Raw genomic sequence first — 14,036 nt, 5'->3', positions numbered from 1 at the left:
AGTACGCGATTCCAGAAAGTGGTCCGTCCGCAATAGGAGAGGCGGTCCCTTCGGGACCGACGGGTCTCAGGCGCGGTGGAACGGCGTCTCCGCGATGGTCGCCCGGAGGTCGGCGAGCGCGTCGCGCTCGATGCCGTCCGAGAACGTCGCGAGCAGGGCACCCACCTCCTCGCGTTCGACCTTGATGCCCTCGCGCCGCAGCGCGTCGCCGGGGCGCTGGCGCACCTCGCGGAGCGTCCCCACGGCGAGCAGGAAGGGGATGGCCCACGCGACGAGGCGGTTGCCGCGCGTCTCCGGCATCGCCTCCAGGTACGCGAGCGCGTCGTCGGCGTAGCCCTGTGCGTGTTCGGCCGTCCGCGCGACGACCGCCGTCACGTCCGCCGCGTGCTCGGGGGCACAGACCTCGTCCTGCGGGACGCCGTGGGCCCGTAGCCAGGAGGCGGGGAGGTAGACGTTGTTCTCGTCGTGGTAGTCGGTGTACACGTCCTTGGCGACGTTGACGAGTTGCAGGAGCAGGGCGAACGACTCGGCCGTCTCGCGCATCCGGCCCGTCCGGGTCGCGTCGGCGTCGCGGGCGACGAGGTTCGTGACGAGCTCCCCGACGGTCCCGGCGACGTAGTAGCAGTACTCCTCCAGTTCGTCGACCGTGCCGATGCGGAGCCCGCCGGCGTCGCTGTGTTCGTCGACGAACGTCGCCATGCCGCCGACGAGTTCGCGCACCGGCGGGCGGGCGGCGTCGCGGACCGACTCGGGCTGGGTCTCGAACGTCGCGACGACGCGCGGCGCGTGGTCGACGACGTCCCAGTCGTCGCCGCCGTCCTCGGGGATCCACCCGTCGACGGCGGCCCGGAACTCGGACACCTCCGTCGCGTCGTCGGGGTCGAGCACGCGGGCGTACTGGCGAAGCAGGGCCGCCTGCTCGTCCGGTGGGATGTGTCCTGCGTCCTCGATAGTGTCGGCGACTCGGCAGAGAAGATAGCCGACGCCGATAGCGTCGGCCATGGGCGCTTCCAGCAGATCGATGGTGATTGCAAACGTTCGGGAGACGCCCTGGACGGCCTCGTGACACCAGTCGAGGTCCGCCTCCGGGGAGTCGTCGAACGTCGTCGTGGGGATTTGTCCGTCCATTCGTGGGACCAAACTGCTACAGCCTTCGGCCGGCGAGGATAAAATATCTTGGGCTAACGACTCCGGTGTCGGTCGAAAATAATGTCGGCCAGCCGGTGGTTCGCTGGTCGCGGTCGTCGCCCGTCAGTAGTCGAGGTCGTCGGTGTAGCGGTCGAGCGCGAGCACGGCCAGCACGCCGACGAGCGTGGCGACGAGGAGGGCGGCGACGCTCGGAGCGGTCCAGCCGCCGAGCACGCCCGCGTGCTCGTAGGTGCCGTCGAGCACCGCCACGACCTGCGCGGCAGGGTAGCGGAGCGCGCCGACCATCAGGCTGACGAGGAACGCGAGGGTGACGAACCGGTAGCGTTCGAGCGCCCACGCCACCACCTTCGAGATGGTCAGCAACCCGAGGACAGCGCCGACCATGAACGTCGCCACCGGCGTTCCGGGGTCGATCACCGCGGCGACGGTGCCGCCGTCGACCAGGTCGAGCAGCGCGTTGAGGAACTCGTGGAGCGTCCCCGAGAGGTAGGTGTACAGTCCGAACAACATCAGCAGGAGTGCGCCCGAGACGCCCGGCAGTATCATCGCGCAGATGGCGATGGCGCCGCCGACGAACACGAGCGCCAGCGGCGGGGCGGTGGCCGTCGACTCGGTCGCGCCGGCGAGGAGGAACGCCACCGCGAATCCGGCGACTGCTGCGCCGATCCGCGGCGGCGTCGTGATCGACACCTTGCGGTAGAGGACGACGGCGGACGCCAGCACGAGGCCGAAGAAGAACGCGAACATCAGCGCCGGGGCGGTCTGCTCCGCGTAGTCCACCAGCCCCGTCACCGTCACCACGGCGGTTGCGATGCCCGCGCCGAGCACCAGCAGGAACGCGACGTCCATCTCCTCCAGTATCGTCCACGACTCGGCGCGGGCGTCGGCGTCGTACGACCGCGGGAGCGTCGAGAGGAGCCGCGGGTCGAACGCGGCGATGCCGGAGACGAGGCGTTCGTAGATGCCGGTGATGAGCGCGATGGTGCCGCCGGAGACGCCCGGTACGGCGTCCGCAGCGCCCATCGACAGGCCTTTCAGGAAGACGGAGAGCCAGGCACGCATTGGCGCGGGGTTCCCGGGCCAGTCAAAAAACCGTTCCCATCCGCGGGCGGCGTCGGAGTCTTCGTCCATCGCCCGCCGGTACGGCGTCCCCGGGTATCAGCCTTCGGCCGCTGTCAGCGGTCCGTCAGTGTCAGCTCGCGCGTCCGCTCGCGGACGATGGCATCGCTCGTCGTCGAGGGGGACGGAACGAAAACGAGCACGAACACCGCGTGAAATCCGGGGTGGCTCGGTCGCGAGCGGTTCAGTCGCGGCGGGCGACGAGCATCGCCGCGGCGAACGACCCGACGAGACCGGCGCGGGTCGCCGTGCTGGCGCCCGTCTGCGGTTCGAGGTCGCTGGCGGCGTCGGTCGTCGCGTTGCCCGACTCGTTCGTCGCATCGTCGCCGCTGGTCGTGTTGTCACCGCTGGTCGCGTTCTCACCGCTGGTCGGGCCGGTCGTCCCGTTCGCCGGGCCGGCCGTGCCGTTACCGGCGGTCGAGTTGTTCGCGCCCTGGACGGGGATGACCTGCTCGTTGTCGACGGTCACCGTCACCGGCGAGTCGTCCTCGCCGATGACCTGGCCCTCGCTGACCTGCGCGGTGGCGTTCTGGAAGGTGAAGCCGTCCTCGCCGGCCGTCGTGGGCGTCTTGAACTCGTAGGAGCCGAGCGCGCGCACGCTGACGTTCGTGTAGCCCTTCTCGGTGCCCCACTCGTCGTAGCCCGTGGTGGAGTACGGCAGCGTCATCGTGAACGAGCCGTCCTGGCCCGTCTGGGCCTGCTGGCGGTAGGTGAAGGTGCCGCTCGCCGTCTGCATCTGCACCGACGCCGTGATGGTGGTGTTGGCGGGGCCGGTACCCTGTACCTCGGCGCCCTCGACGCGTTCGAACGCCTTCACCCACGACGGCGACGTCTTCAGCATGTTCTGCTGGGCCTGACCGTCCGGCATCATCCCGAGCTGCTGCCCGAGAATCTGGCGGTGGGTGGGGACGTTCGCCGACGACGACTGGCTCACCTTCACGACGCGGTACTGTTCGAGTGCGGGCACGTCGCGGGCGGGGTAGTCACCGATGCCGCCGATCCGCGCCGACCCGTCGTCCTGGACGAACTGGCGGGCCGCCTGCATCGTGTCGAACCGCTTCACGAGCGTCCCGTTCTGCGGAGCGACCTTCACCGTCTGGCCGTTCTGGGCCCGCTGGAGGTCGTAGTCGACGACGATGGGCTGGGCCTGGACCGCGCTACCGTGGAACCGGTACAGGCGGACCATCATGCTCTCGTAGTACGGCTGCTGGTGGAGGACCGTGTACTGACCTTGGCCCTGTAGCAGGTAGTCGACGAAGGTCTGGCTGGTGACGTCGTCGTTGAACACCGTCGGCGCGAAGAACTTCACGTTGCCCTGCTGGCCCTTCGTGTTGACCATCTTCCAGTCGACCATCACGTAGCGGGTCTGCTCGCCGTCGTCGCTGAGCTGCCCGAGGACGTCGTTCGCCTCCGACTCGTTCGTGGCGAGCAGGTAGTTCGCGGCGGTCGTCGCGCCCTGCTGGAACGGGTTTGCGTCCGGGATGCGTTCGCCCCCCACCGTGATCCAGTGACCGTAGTCCCACCACGACATGACGCCGTAGGCGCCGTCGGGGTAGTCGAAGTCGCCGTCGCCCTCGTCGTACGTGCCGTAGAGGGACATGTCGTTGTTCGCACCGCCGTACTGGCCTTCCTCCGGCGTGTTCTCCTTCATCCACTCGAGCGTCCCGTCCCACTGGACGGCGGCGCTCGGGGTGGCGCTCTTGCCCATGTCCGTCGCGGTGTAGGTCTTCGAACCGCCGACGGAGACCGGCATGACGAGGCCGGGAACGATGAGCAGGACGACGAAGAACACGGCGAGGACCTGGTAGGCCTCGACGTCGCGGACCGCGCTGCCCGCCGTGTCCGGGAACCCGACGAAGCCGAGTATCCAGCCGAGCAGGTAGGCGTTCAGCACCGCGACCGGCACCGCGAGGTAGTAGTTGAACCGCACCTGCGTGAACGCGGCGGCCGTGATGAACGCCGCCCACACGAGCACGAGCAACTTCTCTGCCTCGTGTTCGTCGGCCGCGAACGACCGCCAGACCATCACCACTGCGCCGACGATGGCCGTGAAGAACATCAGGCCGTACTCCGGGATGACGGTGGACGCCAGCGACCCGTCCTGGAGGAACGGCTTCGCTTCCCCGATGGTTCGGGATTCTGCTCCAGCACCGAAGCCGATGAACCGGATTACGTTGCTACGGATCAGGTTGAACAGGTCCGGCAGCGCGAAGCGGACGACCAGCGCCCCGAGCGCGATGATGGCGAGTATCGCGGCCGGGTAGAGTACCGGCGACAGGTCGCGGTCGTCCCACTTCCGGGCCAGCCACGCCATGAACGCCGCGCCGACGGCGACGGCGAGCGGCAGCAGCACCTGCAGCAGCGAGAACTTCGTCGCGCTGAACGACACCGTCCCGAACGGAACGAGCAACAGCAGGCTCGTGACGCCCATGCTCGTCGTGGCGACGAACGCGAGGTGGTCAGGGCTGACGCCGCGGACGTAGTCCGCCGAGAGCTTCAGCGCGAAGAAGACGCCGAAGATGCCGATGAGCAGGATGCCCGGCGGCCACGTCCAGAGGTAGAGCGCGGTGGCGACGCCGGCGAGCGCCGAGACGCCGACCGGCCGGCGCAGCGCCGCGAAGTCGCGGTCGACGACCAGTTCGTACACCGGACGTTCCCGCTCCGCGACGGACACCGCGACCATCATCGCCAGCACGGCGACCGTCTGGAAGAACGGCTCGACGACGTTGTGGTCGGCGAATCCGACGAGTCCGCGGTAGAGGAACTGGCCGGGGATGAGCGCCAGAACCAGCACGCCGAAGAGGCCGCCGAGGCGGCCGCCCAGGCGCTTCCCGACGAAGTAGGTCGGGACTGCCACGAGCGTGCCGAACACGGCCGGCGCGAACAGCAGCGTCATCGCGACCGTCTGCTGGGACGGGTTACCGAGGCCGACGATCAGTGCTGCCGTGGCGACGAGCTGGTCGTACAGCGTGCCGAACTGCCCGACGCTTGTCCCGTACGGGAAGTACGTCCACGGGTCGAACGGCATCGTGGCCGGCCAGTTCTGGACCGTGTACTGGACCTGCCGGAGGTGGTAGTAGGCGTCGTTACCCGAGAAGAACACCTCACCGCCGAGGGTGAATCGGTCGTACGACTGTACGCGAACCCACAGCATGAACCCCAGGAGGACTGTGAGTACGGGGACGTGATACCATCGTTCCGCGTAATCGAGGAGAGAATCGACGAGGTCGGAGGACTCCTCGACCCGTTCGGTACCTTGACTCATTGAGTGGAACGACTGGGAAAACGCGCATAAGCCTTATGACTTCTCGATGGTCCGCATTCCAACCTTCCAATCGAACGGTTGGTATGGGATTGTGGTCAAATACCCTGAGGTCGCAATCTGGATTTTATTATAAAATTTACTGAAGTATGGATCTGCAGCCTACAAAGAGATGTTGAGCCGAAAGTGTCGCAACAAGAAGATTCAGTGTCGGGTTATTTGTAGCCGAGTGCTTCGAGTCGGGCTTCGACTTCTGATTCGCTTGCGTCGGCCATTTCTTCGACTTCTGGGTCGTATGTCTTCTTATCAGTCGCGGTCGTTTCGATCCAAGGAACCCGCTTGACGGACGGAATTGGAACGTATGGCCGGTGTCCATAGCAACCAAACTCTCCTATAAGATTCCCGTGATCCGAGGATACAATCACTTTTTCAGCGTCCACGTTTTCAAGTAGTAACTCTATGTCGTCCATCACCCACCGGAGATTGTTTTCGTACTCCTCCAGAGCCTCTGCCCTGTCTTTCTCACCGCGTTGAATCCGTTCCCAGACGCTGCCAGGGACCTCAGTCGTGTCACTGTCTTTGAACGGAGTGTGTGGCTGCATGTAGTGGACCACGGTTCTCTCGGCGGAACCGTTCCGCATGATGTCTATCGTTCTGTCTGTGAGCTCTCGCGGTGGTAGTATCTCCTGATCGTCACCCCACTTTGCTCGCCCCACCGGCACGAATGTATCGAATGCGTCGGGATCCAACATCTGTGCGAATACGTTCCAGCTGATGTACGCAGTGTCCTGTGTCACCTCCTTGTTCATATCGTAATGCTCTTTGAATATCTCTATATTGTCTGGATCTTGGAGAATCTTCCGCCAGATCTGGAGTTGTTCGAGCAGCGGAGCGTCGTTCTCCATGAAGGTCTTGTGAAGGAATTCACGGGAATGGGAGGCGTGAACCAGGAAGTTGCTGTGTGAGTCGACGAAGTCGTACTCATCGACAACTTCTTCCATGAGATCCCACCGACACGCATCGACAAGTATCAAAAGGTCCCAATTATAGTCGTAAAAATCGTTTCCGTAGTTGCTGAAGAAACCCGCACGGCTGAGCAGCCCATGCCAGAGTTCCTGCGACGTGTATTTCAACGACGAAATACCGTATTTTTCGTAATCATCTTTGGCCTCTTCTAGCCAATCCCCGACAGTCATTTTCCCGAAGCAAGATACCCGTACGACTTCAAGCTATCGTCTATAATTTCACCGTATCTGAACCCACTCTCGAGCCTGATTTCGGAAGCCAGTATTTAAGTCGTGGCATGCTATTGCTACGACCAGTAGCTCACTAATGAGGGAAAAACTGTCAAATCTTCTCGGTCCAGTAAAACCTCTCGTGGTCTGGAGCACTTCCTATGCTCGGCTAAGAATGGCCGGAGTCGCATCGGCGTTTGCTGTGGATGCTGTGTCCAGAAATCCGACTCTCTCTATCGGCTCAAACGTTCAAATCGAGAACGGTTCACAACTGGGTGGCGGCGATATTACGTTGTCAGACCAGACTTCGGTAGGTGTCGACTGTACGTTACGCGGTGACGTGACGATTGGTAGGGGGACGAAACTCGTTGCAGAAAACAGGGTGGTAGGAGACGTTACTGTTGGTGATTTTTGTGCTTTTGCCGCCAGATCGTCGATTCAGCAGCGTGACCACGGTGTGAACCAGCCCTCATTACAGGGACAGTTCTATTCCCTCCAGGACTTTCCTGCTCTTGAGGGAGCAGACAACGAACCGGTAGACATCGGAAGCGACGTCTGGTTAGGTTTGGATGCAACCGTTCTCTCAGGTGTTTCAATTGGTCATGGGGCAGTGGTCGGAGCTAGCTCGTTAGTGACAGACGACGTTCAGCCATTCGAAATCGTTGGAGGAAACCCAGCCGACCACATTGGATGGCGATTCCCCGCACAAATTCGCGATCTGTTGCTCGATATCGCTTGGTGGGACTGGTCGACAAAAAAGATACAACAGAACGAAGCGTTCTTCACGACTGATTTGACGACTAAAACGCCCGAAGAGATACGAGCATTGATTGATTAAACTATGTCGTAATTAAGTATCGCTAGATAACTTATCCGGTAAACGAACCTTCTCTTTGACGAAATCCCTGAGGACAAAAGAGACAGTCCTGCGCGTTTGTCCAGATATGGCGAGCACAGTGACAAAATATATCGTCGCTCCTGTACCGATCAATATAAAGACCCGGTACCATGGGGAGAGACGGAATATGTCGGACAAAACCGTGATTGACACGAACATCACGATTCCAGCGACAATCTGTGAAATGAACGGGCGCGAAAGATGAGAAACCGACTCTACTTCTTTGCGGATGTATATAGTAGCTATCAGGAATTGCGTACAAATCGCACAAATCATCCCGGCTAACATCCCCATTGCGCCGAACTGGTGAAGTGCCGGAACCCCGACTACTAACAATGTGACGAACGCTGAAACGTTACTATACAAGTCGAGATCAGGGCGGTCGACGCCCCGAAGTGTATTGAGGAGCGGCTTCGTTCGCGTGTCCATAAAGCGGTAGAAGGCCAACCCAACGAGGAATTTTCCTGCTGGGGCGAAGTCGCCTCCGTATATTGTGATGACAATTTTATCCGCAATCGCCAAACATCCGAACAGGATTGGAATAGCGAATATACTCGAGTAACTCAGCACGTTGTCGACCTCCTGCGAAAGCTCTTCTCCCTGTGATGACATCTGGCTGACCTTTGGCATCAGGACTCCGGCAGCAACCATCCCCACTACGAGGGCAGGAATGGTGAGTTTTAGCGCTGCTTCGAAGTACCCCGAGATCTTCGGACCCAGATAGAGCCCTATTATTATCAGGCCAATTCTATCGTAGCTAAAGGACACCACGCTCGAAGGGATACTGTACTTGGCGTAATCGAAGAGGGAGCTGAAGACCTCTCGACGTGGTACTGTCGGTTTGATATGAAGGATGTAGTAGAGGAGGAACGACGCAGCGAGAGATGCGCCGGTCAGGCCGGCAGTCATCCCGATGACACCAAATCCAGTTAGAACGAACAGGAGTTGCGCCGGCGTTGTCAACAACGAACGAAGGGCGTCGACCCAGTTCACGATACCGAGTCGCCCCGTCGCACCGAGCAGGGTGCTGAATGCTTCCTGAGCAGAGAGCGTCAGGAATAGGACCAGAAACAGGAACAAGGCGTCTCCCCGCTGGACGTATGATGTGATCCACGACTTCCAGACACTAGCGATGATGACAATTAGCAAGCTGAACCCGGCGAACCCGATCAGAAACGCCCCCAAGAGTTCTGATGGGTCTGTCTGTGACTCGGAGAGGCGCTTTTTGACCGCTTGTGCGAACCCGATAATTGGTCTGTCGACGACGTTCTCTAGCGTGACGAGCAGATAGAATGCCCCGAACTCCGTCGCACCCAAGACGCGGGCAAACACGATGCTCCCGAGAAAACCGATCAACAGGAGAACACCGCGAGCAATTCCCCCGGAGAGCGCCTCGGAGCCGATACTCACGTCCCTCGGCTCTATCTCAGTCATTTCGACGACACCTCCTGCTCAACGTCGTGTCTTGTCGTTTCATACGTTTTGGAGCAGCCGGTCGTAGGCGACGGAGAATCGTTCTATCCCCGATTCCGGGTCGAAGTGGTCTGCCACGTCGCGGAACTCCTCCGAAAGAGTCGATCGCTCTTCTGCACTCATCTCGAAATACATATCGATGGTGTCGGAGATGCGTTTGACGTTTGTTTCCGTGATAAACCGTGAATCGACCTGTTCGACCACCGTTCGCGCACCGACGTTCTTCGTTACGATGGGGGGAATCCCGGCGTGCATCGCTTCCAGAACTCCGACGCAGAACATCTGGGAGATAGCTGGCATCACGAACAGGGATGACTCCTGGAATTTCTGGAAGAAGGACTGTTCGTCGACGAATCCATGTCCGTTCACATTTTGGCTGCCTAATTCTTCGGTCATCGGGCCAACCACCTCGAAGGTGACGTCCGTGTCTGTCTCGTCTGCTACGTCTTGGAGGCACCTGAGATTGTTCTTCTCAGCGTTCGAACCAACGACGAGGATCTGGCGCGTCTCGAGCGAGGGCGTGATATCTGTCAATTCCTCGTACTTCTGTCGAGTGGTGAACGGCGGCACATGCTCGACGCTGTCGACACCTAGGATTCGAGCCTTCGTGCAGATCTCCTCGGAGATACCGATAACGCCGTCTACGTATCTGTGCTCTACAAGGTGTACGAGCCGCTCGAGGGTCGAGTAGTGCTGGTAATTATCGAAGATGTTCGATATAGTCTCGTCAGCTGCAAGATGAACGATCGGTCCACAGTTACCAAAGTGCTTCATCCAGACGGCTTGGAACAACGGCTTTCCTCCTTCCGTGATGACAGGTCGATCGCCGACATCTAATCTTCGAGCAGCTTGAATCCGCTCAATCGGGTTCCCCCGGTTGAGCTCGATAAATTCTGCGCCGACCGCTTCCCCCATCGACCGGTGGGAATGATGGGGCTTCAGGTACAACATTAGCGGTTTCATATTAGATATTCGTCAGGAGGATTACCACGTCTTCTCGTATTCGTCTCCGGTTGGAGAGGCGACGAGTTCCACAGCGATAATCGTACGAATCCCGTGACACATTAGTTGGGTAGCGATAGATTGTGGGAGGTATCGTCCTATTGCGCTGTAGTCGAACGAAATCTCCTCCGTTTCCCAGTAGTCGTCGTTGTTCGGATGGTTCGGCCATTCCCAGCTGGGGATCGAGTAGTGGGTGACGTCCCACCCTCCACCGAAACCGGGCGTCGGCCAGCGCATCACCAGCTCTCCGTCTTCTTTAAGAATTCGGTGACACTCTTCCAAAAACGTCGGACGTTTTCTCGGGTCGATGTGTTCGAAAACGTTGTCAGCTAGAACGACATCGAACGTCGACGACGGCAGGTCCCAGTTGTTATCTTCGAGGTCGATTACCTGATCAGGATTGAACTCGGGGTTGATGTCTACGTTCGTCCAACCATCTCGGTAGTCCGGGCCGCAGCCGAGATTCACTTTCTTCATTCTATGTAACCCAGTTCGCGTAGCCTTTCTTTCGTTTCGTTATCCATGTCTCCTTTACTTCTCACCTCACCGGCGTCAGTTTCGAGTTGGGTTCGGAGTTTCTCTTCGAGTTTTTTCGGATGTTCTCCCCACCTGTTCTCTTCTTCCATTGGATCCTCATTGTGTTTGTAAGCTTCCCAGGATCCTCCCTCAAAGTCCATACCGTGACCCCAATCGCCTTCTGGATGATAGAGGACCTTCCACTTCGGACCGACAGCGGCTACCGTTCGTCCGAACTCGTCGCCGAGCAAGTTCTGGACTGTTACGGTGTCTCTGTCGTGGGAGAGAACCGACTGTCCCTGTCCGAGACGCTCGTCGATGTTTGCGATTTCTAGAATCGCATTCCCGAGGTCCATCAACGAGTGGGGCCCTTCTCTCACTCCGCTCTCGCCGACGTTTTTCATCACTAACGGCACGCGGGTCACCGTATCGTACATCAACGGACGGTGACCGTAGTTCGCGTGCTCACCCATCTCGTCACCGTGGTCCGAGTGGAAGATAAATGGGGCGTCCCCGTACCCCTCTGACTCGAGCTTTTTGTCGAGTTGGCGCACAAATTCGTCGGCGTACCGCATCGTATTGTCGTACGAATCGATGACCGACTGCCGACGCTCTCCGACGAGATCTCGGTGGCGCCGCATCAGGTAGTTCAGCGCGTACGTAGGACGGATACCGGGTTGCGACCATTCGTGAGACTCCGGCGGTGCATAGTAAGGATGGTGGGTATCGATGAGGAGAACCCAGAGAAACCACGGTTCGGGGGCGTCTTCGATGAACTTCTCGATTTCTCCCCACATCTTCTCCCACTTGACCGGTGTTTCGCCGGTGATGGACTTCTTGAGGTGCATCGCGAAGTTACCCATATCCCGCTTCTGGAGGAAGTCGTAGACTTTCGACTTTAGATCTTCATCGCTGTCATCCGTCGGGGAGTTCCCGCCTTTCTCGTCCCACATGTGATCCTCATAGACGTCCCACCCTCGATTCCACCCGAAGTTAGACGACATCAACGCGTTGAAATGGAACCCCCCGGTGTGGTACCCCTCCTCCTGTAGAACTTCCGGGAGAAGACGTTCTCCTTCGAGGGACTTTGCCCAGTACGACGGATCCGGATTGAGCATCGTCGCACTTGCGTGGTCGCCTGTGAATACACCAGTGAACGATGCAGCAGTCCCGACCGCAGATACCTGGGTGTTTTCGAACAGGAGTCCCTCCTGTGCCATCTCGCTAACGAATGGACACGTGCTCCGATCGTATCCGTGAAATGGCATATGGTCGGCACGAACACTATCCCAGGACACCATAACGATATTGGGATTCTCTGTCATTTCATTCACACTTAGGTTAGTTCTGAAAGGACTTTATTGAATCGGTTTTCGAAGTCTGAAAGGTGACGTTCCTCTTCGAAGCCCATCCCAATTTCCCGTGCCTGGCGTCCATACTTGGATAAATCGCGTTCCATCGCCCATTCGATGTGGTCGGCAACCGTACGTGGCTCGGGTCTGGTAATGAAGTTCGGGTGGAGGGATCTGACAATGTCAGCGTTTCCAACGTATGGTGACGTCAGGACGGGCGTCGCAGCGACCATCGCCTCAAGGACGGCGACTGGATAGGCACCGACGCGCGCAGGGTACACCATCAGGTCTGCTCGGTCCATCAAGCCGTAGAACTGGTCCAGTTCGACGTACCCATGGGCCTCGATGTTCTCGCCCTCCTCGATGTTCTCGGTATCGGGCCCTACAAAGTGGGCTACAGCACTGCCTGAAATGTGGCTCATCGCGTCCTTGAGTACGTCTTGACCGTTCTTGTGTCGGTACTTCCCAACACAGAGGATGGTTTCTCCATCACCTCCCGGTTGCTGGGCCGACAAGTTCTCGAACCGATTCTCCTCAACAAATGGATGTATAACCTGGACGGGACGATCGTACTTTCGTGCGTAGGCAGCAATGTAGTCGCTCACCGTGATCGTCGCATCGACTTCGTGTTCCCCGAAGATGTGGGCGATTCGTTCGTGGTACGGGCGACCTTGTAGCGGAGTCTGGATGTCAATAAGCGTACCATCGGCCGCAAGTTCGATGATCGGTCCCGAGTTCCCGAACCGCCCTAGAAATCCGGTCTCCAGCAAGGGGACGCCCCCTTCGATCAAAACTGGCCGATCGCCGAAATCGTGGGAGACTCCGGCTTGAAGTCTGTCTAGAACGCTTCCTTTCGAACATTCGACAAACTCTGCGTCGATTCGCGTTGCCATCTTCTCGTGGACTGGATGTGGATCGTTGTAAAGAAATATCGGGTCAGGCATCTTTCACTGCCTCCTGTATCTCTTTCTGGAACCGATTAATTCCATATTGGTCAACTGTCGCAGAAATATTTTCCCTGTCCCAGGGCTTGTCTATCATCTTGACTACCCCTTTCTTCACCGACTCCACGTCTGGTTCGACGAGAACCCCCTGTTCTTCATTCTGTATCTGGTTGTTCGTATTCGGTTCGTCGACACCAAGCACGGGAAGACCGGCGGCTAGATACTCTACCGGTGTAAGACCGAAATCCTCCCGTTTTGCGAGGAATACTCCTCCGTAAGCGGACTCAACGATTGACCTGAGCTCTTCATCGTCAACGAACCCGTGAACAACAATGTTATCAGATGCCTCTTTCTTGATTTTCTGCAAGTCCGGTCCCCCTCCGACTAGGTGGAGCTCCGGTCTTGGAGAAATCTCCGAGTCTTGCAGTTCGGTAAACGCTTGAACTGCCAGACGGGGACGCTTGCGTTCCTCCAGGCGCCCAACCATCACGAACTTGTTCTCTTGGCGGTCGGTTTTGCCCGAAAAGGACTCCACTTCAACTGGCGGATTGACAACTCGACTTACCTCACGACCGTAGTGTTTCCAGCACCTTTCGGCTGTCAACCGACTGTTTGCTATGATAACTGGGATCGACCTCGTTTCTACTCTGTCGACGAAAGATTGGAGATAGGCGGAGAGTCCACCCTCGAACCATAGTTTCGAAAGCGGTGGGTGGTGGAGGTAGTGGACGTGCGTCTGGTTGTCATACGGCTGGAAGAACTTCGTCGCTGGCCCTGAGGTCACTACAACGTCATATTCGTTAAGTGATAAATTCATCATTCGATATGCGTTTTTCAAATCTTGAATGGTCCCCATCTTGGACTTCTTCGAAAGAACCTTGGCGTCGTTCGGAACGCGAGAGTTCCACCAGTCTTCGTCCATGGCTGATATCCCGACGACGATGTCACCGTCAAGGGCACGTGCCGTTTCTATCACAACTTTCACAGCACCACCGGGATGAACGGCTCCATCGTGAACAACGACCGCGTTCATTGAGCGGGCCTATGCATGACACATTAAAATGTATTCGGTAGCTCGATTAACGA

General features: G+C 58.8%; 11 protein-coding genes. 1 reads left to right on the top strand and 10 read right to left on the bottom strand.

Features of this window, described 5'->3' with window-relative positions; genetic code table 11:
* Positions 1–66: 66 nt before the first annotated feature.
* From NKT36_RS04660 to NKT36_RS04645, 4 genes are all read right to left on the bottom strand, one after another.
* The gene (locus NKT36_RS04660; protein ID WP_327052785.1) at positions 67–1,128 is read right to left on the bottom strand and encodes a phytoene/squalene synthase family protein; all 1,062 of its coding nucleotides are present in this window, start codon (positions 1,126–1,128) and stop codon (positions 67–69) included.
* 123 nt (positions 1,129–1,251) lie between these two features.
* Positions 1,252–2,211: a DUF368 domain-containing protein gene (locus NKT36_RS04655; RefSeq protein WP_327052784.1), complete on the bottom strand. Its 960-nt coding sequence runs from the start codon at positions 2,209–2,211 to the stop codon at positions 1,252–1,254.
* Positions 2,212–2,452: 241 nt separating this feature from the next.
* On the bottom strand, positions 2,453–5,533 hold the full coding sequence (locus NKT36_RS04650) for an oligosaccharyl transferase, archaeosortase A system-associated (RefSeq protein WP_327052783.1): 3,081 nt from the start codon (positions 5,531–5,533) through the stop codon (positions 2,453–2,455).
* 212 nt (positions 5,534–5,745) lie between these two features.
* Positions 5,746–6,726, bottom strand: coding sequence for a hypothetical protein (locus NKT36_RS04645; protein ID WP_327052782.1), 981 nt, complete (start codon positions 6,724–6,726; stop codon positions 5,746–5,748).
* A gap of 181 nt (positions 6,727–6,907) precedes the next feature.
* Between NKT36_RS04645 and NKT36_RS04640 the strand changes: the two genes are divergently transcribed.
* Entirely contained in the window at positions 6,908–7,603 is a 696-nt protein-coding gene (locus NKT36_RS04640) for a CatB-related O-acetyltransferase (RefSeq protein ID WP_327052781.1), read from the top strand.
* A gap of 12 nt (positions 7,604–7,615) precedes the next feature.
* Here the strand turns inward: NKT36_RS04640 and NKT36_RS04635 are convergent, their stop codons facing one another.
* From NKT36_RS04635 to NKT36_RS04610, 6 genes are all read right to left on the bottom strand, one after another.
* Positions 7,616–9,097, bottom strand: coding sequence for an oligosaccharide flippase family protein (locus NKT36_RS04635; protein WP_327052780.1), 1,482 nt, complete (start codon positions 9,095–9,097; stop codon positions 7,616–7,618).
* 39 nt (positions 9,098–9,136) lie between these two features.
* On the bottom strand, positions 9,137–10,051 hold the full coding sequence (locus tag NKT36_RS04630) for a glycosyltransferase (protein WP_327052779.1): 915 nt from the start codon (positions 10,049–10,051) through the stop codon (positions 9,137–9,139).
* 69 nt (positions 10,052–10,120) lie between these two features.
* Positions 10,121–10,615, bottom strand: coding sequence for a class I SAM-dependent methyltransferase (locus tag NKT36_RS04625; protein WP_327052778.1), 495 nt, complete (start codon positions 10,613–10,615; stop codon positions 10,121–10,123).
* Positions 10,612–11,922, bottom strand: a complete 1,311-nt coding sequence (locus tag NKT36_RS04620; protein ID WP_407652230.1) for a sulfatase-like hydrolase/transferase — start codon at positions 11,920–11,922, stop codon at positions 10,612–10,614. Before NKT36_RS04620 ends, NKT36_RS04625 begins: the two co-directional genes overlap by 4 nt.
* A 68-nt stretch (positions 11,923–11,990) precedes the next feature.
* Positions 11,991–12,950 carry a glycosyltransferase family 4 protein gene (locus NKT36_RS04615; RefSeq protein ID WP_327052777.1) on the bottom strand — a complete coding sequence of 320 codons (960 nt, stop codon included), beginning with the start codon at positions 12,948–12,950 and terminating at the stop codon, positions 11,991–11,993.
* A complete protein-coding gene (locus NKT36_RS04610) occupies positions 12,943–13,983 on the bottom strand; it encodes a glycosyltransferase (protein WP_327052776.1) in 1,041 nt (346 codons plus the stop codon). The genes NKT36_RS04615 and NKT36_RS04610 overlap by 8 nt, the downstream gene beginning before the upstream one ends.
* Between the last annotated feature and the right edge of the window lie 53 nt (positions 13,984–14,036).

Origin of the sequence: Halomicrococcus gelatinilyticus (genome assembly GCA_024227995.1) — an archaeon.
GTDB classification, from domain to species: Archaea; Halobacteriota; Halobacteria; order Halobacteriales; family Haladaptataceae; genus Halomicrococcus; species Halomicrococcus gelatinilyticus.
This window is presented reverse-complemented; position numbering and strand designations above follow the sequence as displayed.

Bases quoted from the DNA above. Each gene is read 5' to 3' on its own strand.
- NKT36_RS04620 (WP_407652230.1), bottom strand. From the start codon at position 11,922: ATGCCATTTCACGGATACGATCGGAGCACGTGTCCATTCGTTAGCGAG.
- NKT36_RS04655 (WP_327052784.1), bottom strand. From the start codon at position 2,211: ATGCGTGCCTGGCTCTCCGTCTTCCTGAAAGGCCTGTCGATGGGCGCT.
- NKT36_RS04660 (WP_327052785.1), bottom strand. From the start codon at position 1,128: ATGGACGGACAAATCCCCACGACGACGTTCGACGACTCCCCGGAGGCG.
- NKT36_RS04615 (WP_327052777.1), bottom strand. From the start codon at position 12,950: ATGCCTGACCCGATATTTCTTTACAACGATCCACATCCAGTCCACGAG.
- NKT36_RS04635 (WP_327052780.1), bottom strand. From the start codon at position 9,097: ATGACTGAGATAGAGCCGAGGGACGTGAGTATCGGCTCCGAGGCGCTC.
- NKT36_RS04645 (WP_327052782.1), bottom strand. From the start codon at position 6,726: ATGACTGTCGGGGATTGGCTAGAAGAGGCCAAAGATGATTACGAAAAA.
- NKT36_RS04625 (WP_327052778.1), bottom strand. From the start codon at position 10,615: ATGAAGAAAGTGAATCTCGGCTGCGGCCCGGACTACCGAGATGGTTGG.
- NKT36_RS04650 (WP_327052783.1), bottom strand. From the start codon at position 5,533: ATGAGTCAAGGTACCGAACGGGTCGAGGAGTCCTCCGACCTCGTCGAT.
- NKT36_RS04630 (WP_327052779.1), bottom strand. From the start codon at position 10,051: ATGGGGGAAGCGGTCGGCGCAGAATTTATCGAGCTCAACCGGGGGAAC.
- NKT36_RS04610 (WP_327052776.1), bottom strand. From the start codon at position 13,983: ATGAACGCGGTCGTTGTTCACGATGGAGCCGTTCATCCCGGTGGTGCT.